4 protein-coding genes are annotated in these 4,336 nt (G+C 64.7%); all 4 read right to left on the reverse strand.

The window, feature by feature from the left end:
- Positions 1–78: 78 nt before the first annotated feature.
- Positions 79–1,293, reverse strand: coding sequence for a low temperature requirement protein A (locus tag MRY84_RS04730; RefSeq protein ID WP_291504595.1), 1,215 nt, complete (start codon positions 1,291–1,293; stop codon positions 79–81).
- Positions 1,294–1,403: 110 nt separating this feature from the next.
- On the reverse strand, positions 1,404–2,555 hold the full coding sequence (locus MRY84_RS04735; protein WP_223055822.1) for a low temperature requirement protein A: 1,152 nt from the start codon (positions 2,553–2,555) through the stop codon (positions 1,404–1,406).
- Positions 2,556–2,597: 42 nt separating this feature from the next.
- Positions 2,598–2,936 (reverse strand): DUF2834 domain-containing protein, encoded by a 339-nt coding sequence (locus MRY84_RS04740; RefSeq protein WP_290567803.1) that lies wholly within the window; start codon positions 2,934–2,936, stop codon positions 2,598–2,600.
- 153 nt (positions 2,937–3,089) lie between these two features.
- On the reverse strand, positions 3,090–4,336 hold a 1,247-nt coding region (locus tag MRY84_RS04745), incomplete at its 5' end, for an acyl-CoA dehydrogenase C-terminal domain-containing protein (protein ID WP_291504596.1).

Consider the following 4,336-nt stretch of genomic DNA (forward strand, 5'->3'; position numbering starts at 1 on the left):
ATTCCCTTCACCCTCATCGCCGTTGGCTTGCTGGGTTGGGCCGCCACCCGCGCACTGCGGAGGTCACCGCCCGCGCCTTCAAGGCACGGCATCTGAAATCGGGCCGCGGCGGAGATCACGCAGGCCGCGGTAGACCGGCACGCCAATCTGTGAGAACAGCGCCAGCCCCCACAGGGCGTTGCCCACAATGGCCGGGACGAAGGGGTGGATGACCAGCACCAGCAGCGCCAGCGCGATGCCAAAAAGCAGAACGCCGCCGCTGTGGTAGTGACAGGTGCGGTCCCGGTCCGCCACCAGGTGCTGCAAGATCCATAGCGAGGCCAGAAAAACAGCCAGCCCCACGGTGCCCAATGCGCCATAGCCCGTCGGGTACGGCTCCCAGAAGCCCACGTAGACCTCGCCTGCGAGCGCCACTCCCACCACCACCGCACTCCATAGAATCGCGATATGCGCCAGCCAGTAGGCCACCAGCACGCCGTTGTCGCGGCTCTTGGGCTTGGCATTGCCGGCGCTGTCGAAATAGATCCATGCCAACGCAAACAGCGACAGACCGCCCATCACGACATTGACCAGCGTGCCGGCCTCGACCTTGTAGATCCCCTTGTCCGCCAGCGTCACCACCAGCTTGAAAAAGCCCTCGCCCAGCATGATCAGCATGAGCAGGCCAAAGCGTTCGGAGATGTGGCCCAGGCGCGGTACGAAGCGTGCGTAGCGCAGCGTGCCCACGCGCGGCAGCATGTACTGCAGCTGGATCATCACCACGCCGGCGCCGAACACCCAGAGCGCCAAGGGCTTGGGCAGGAAGGCAGAGATGGCAAACAGCGCCGCCAGCAGGAAGAAGTTGCGCCCCTGTTCGCGCGCCATCGGGCAGGCTTCCCCGCTGACCGCACGCGCACGCCAGTACATGTGCGCGGTCAGCGCGCGGTTGAGTGCGTAGCCCAGTGCAAAGTAGACCCAACCCTTGCCGGTGACATCCGGAATCGCGGCCGCGATGATTACCATGGTCACGATCTGCACCGCCATGGTGGCGCGGTGCGCCATGTCGGTGGAGATGTACAGCGAGTTGTAGACCGAGTTGTCGGCCCAGGCGTAGAAAATCGCCAGGTACAGGCCGGTGAACACCAGAAAGCCGGACCAATCCAGGTGATGCGAGAGATAGTTGCCGAGGACGAAGATCGTCACCACGTGGATCAGGTCGAAGAACAGTTCCACCCAGTGCACATGGTCGTGGGCGTCCGGCACGTCCATGTAATGGCGTGGCCGCCGCCAGATCGGAAAGTCGTCCATCGCCATGCCTGATACCCCTTATTGCCGTGCCCGCGGGTGCACGCCCCGGACAACTGATCCGCCGAATCCAGCCCCTGCACTAAAAGCCCTGACGGTCTTCCAGACTATGCGCTGCGCTATCGTGCTGACCGTGGCGGCACCCGCCGTACCAGCGCTGCGGCCGCCAGTATGCATGCGGTCGAGAACAGCTCCATGCCCGGGATCGCCTCCATCGTGACCACCAGCACGGCCGCCACCAATAGGCTCCATCGTCTGTGGCCGGTCAATGCATAGCGGTCGCGAATCCACCAGAGCGTGGCGCAGTACAAGGCGACCGGCGCAGCCACCGACCAGTGCGCGCCGTTGATGCCATCGCCCTGCGAGTGCAGCACGGCCTGCATGCCGGCGCCGGCCGCCGCGCCCGTGGCGAAGACCACCATATGGCCGTACCCCCAAAGCAAGGAATGCCGCAGTGCGCCGCTGACCAGATGGGGTTCTTTGGTGAAATACAGGCTCCACATTGAAAAGGCGATCATCGCAAAGACCAAAGCCAGCCCAACGCCTTCCGCCTGGGGAAAGATCGAGCCGGGTTCCAGCTTGAAAGCGGTCACCACCGCCAGGAAGGCTTGTCCCAGCACGATCAGGTTCAGGCGCCCGTAACGCGCGATGATGTGGTGGCGATGCCATGGCGTGACCGCTCGGCGCTCCGCTATCGCGGGCACGGCAAGCTCGCCCGCTGCGCCCAAGGCGAACAGTGGCAGATACCAGGCAGCGGCCGGCGACACCAGTGCCACGAGGCCGATCCAGTACCACTGCATGGCGGTGATGCCCAGCGCATAGCGTTGAGCCGTGGGGCGTCGCTGCGGGTCGCCGCGCCAAGCGCCAATCCAGAGCAGCGCCATGCCTAGCCGCATGACGACAAAGCCCAGCAACGCCATCCAGATGGGTTTGCCGGCGAAAGCGGCTCCAACGCCTGCGGCAAGCATCAACGCGCCGAACATCACCGTCATGCTCAGTGCACGGAAGGCGTTCGAACCATCGTCGTAGGCCGAGGCGAACCAGGTGAAGTTCATCCACGACCACCACACCATGAAGAAGCTGGGCACGAAAGCCGCGAGCCCGGCCATCGGGCGGCCATCCACGATGAAATCCGCCAAGCCGTGCGCGGCCGCGCCGATGGCGACCACCGCAGCCAGATCGAAGAGGAGTTCCAGCGGCGTCACGCCACGGTGCGCCTCGGCCGGATCGCGCGGCGGGAAGCGAAGCACGTTGAGTACGCGAGCTACCAAGACAAGGCCTTTGCCACACGCGCCAGAACGCCTGAGGGGGCCTCAGCGTGCAACGTCAGGCTGGGCATTGCCATGCGGCTTTTGGCATTCGCGCATCCAGAGGAACAAAGGAAGGCCCAGCGAGACACCGACGCCGCAGGTGGCCAGAACTGGCAGGTACAGACGCCGTATCTGCCGGCGTCTGCCTTCGACCACGATGAAAGCGATGAGTACGAGCGCCGAGACGATCACATCCAGCCACGCGAAAGCCGCTACCGGCGAATCCCGCATCGTTTGCCACAGCAGGCCGAGATCGATGCCGTGCTGTACCAACCACGGCGCGAAGGCGCCCCATGGCAGCACCACGCCCAGCACACACATCACTCCGTAGAACGGCTTCATCCCCTGCTCCCTGATCTCACAGATCGCTCCATCACAGCACGATCCTCAGCGGAGAACCACCCGGAGCGCATCGCCGCGCCCAAAAAAAAACGCGAGAGCGCGGGCGGAAGCCGCGCGCTTGCGCGGCTCCACCCGGCCCGGACGCCGACTTGATCAGAAGCTGAAGTGCTCGCTGTCCAGCGACAGCAGCGACGCACTCGGCTTGGTCATCGAGGCGGCGTGGCTCTTGGCGCGCGGCAGCATGTGGTCGAAGTAGAACTCTGCCGTGGCCAGCTTGGCGCGGTAGAAGTCTTCGGTCTGCGCGCCGGTGCCGTCATCCAGCTTCTGCTGGGCCACGGCGGCCTGCAGCGCCCAGAAGTAGCCCATCATCACAAAGCCGCTGTACATCAGGAAGTGATGGCTGGCGGCGGAGACCACATCGCGGTCCTTGCGCGCCATCAGCATCAGGCGCACGGTAAGCACATTCCACTGCGTGGCGTAGCGGCCCAGCGTGAGGGCGAATCCACGCAGGTGCTTGCTACGCAGGTGTTCCGCGGCAAAGCGGGCGATCTGGCCGGTGAATTCGCGCACACAGCCACCGCGCGTCATCAGCAGCACCTTGCGGCCGAGCAGGTCCAGCGCCTGAATGCCGGTGGTGCCTTCGTACAGCGTGGCGATGCGCGCATCGCGCACGATCTGCTCCATGCCGTGCTCGCGGATGTAGCCATGGCCACCGAAGACCTGCATGCCGTGGTTGGCGGCCTCCAGGCCCATCTCGGTGAGAAAGCCCTTCAGGATGGGCGTGAAGAAGCCGAGCTTGTCGTCGTACTTCTCGTACTTGGCGTCGTCCTTCTCCATGATGCCGTTGACCATGTGGTCGGCGTACTGCGCGGCGAAATAAATCATCGCCCGGCCACCTTCGGCCACGGCCTTCTGGTTGAACAGCATGCGGCGCACATCGGCGTGTTCCATCAGCGTGTCCGCCACCTTGTCCGGGTCCTTCTTGCCGGACAGCGCGCGCATGGAGCGGCGTTCCTTGGCATACGGCAGCGCTCCCTGGAAGGACAGCTCGGCGTGCGCCAGGCCCTGCACCGCGGTGCCGATGCGCGCGGTATTCATGAAGGTGAACATCGCCTCCAGGCCCTTGTGCGGCTCGCCGATCAGCCAGGCCTTGGCGCCGTCGAAGTTCAGCACACAGGTGGCCGAGGCGTTGATGCCCATCTTGTGCTCGATGCTCGGGCAGGTCACGCCGTTGCGCTCGCCCAGGCTGCCGTCGTCGTTGGGCAGAATCTTCGGCACGATGAACAGCGAGATGCCGCGCGTTCCCTGCGGCGCATCCGGCAGGCGCGCGAGCACGATGTGGATGATGTTCTCGGTGAGGTCGTGCTCACCGGAGGAAATGAAGATCTTGCTGCCGTGCA

Source organism: Acidovorax sp. (assembly GCF_022763525.1).
Lineage (GTDB): Bacteria > Pseudomonadota > Gammaproteobacteria > Burkholderiales > Burkholderiaceae_C > Acidovorax.

Coding starts and splice junctions, on each gene's coding strand:
- MRY84_RS04740 (WP_290567803.1), bottom strand. CDS start 2,936: ATGAAGCCGTTCTACGGAGTGATGTGTGTGCTGGGCGTGGTGCTGCCA.
- MRY84_RS04730 (WP_291504595.1), bottom strand. CDS start 1,293: ATGGCGATGGACGACTTTCCGATCTGGCGGCGGCCACGCCATTACATG.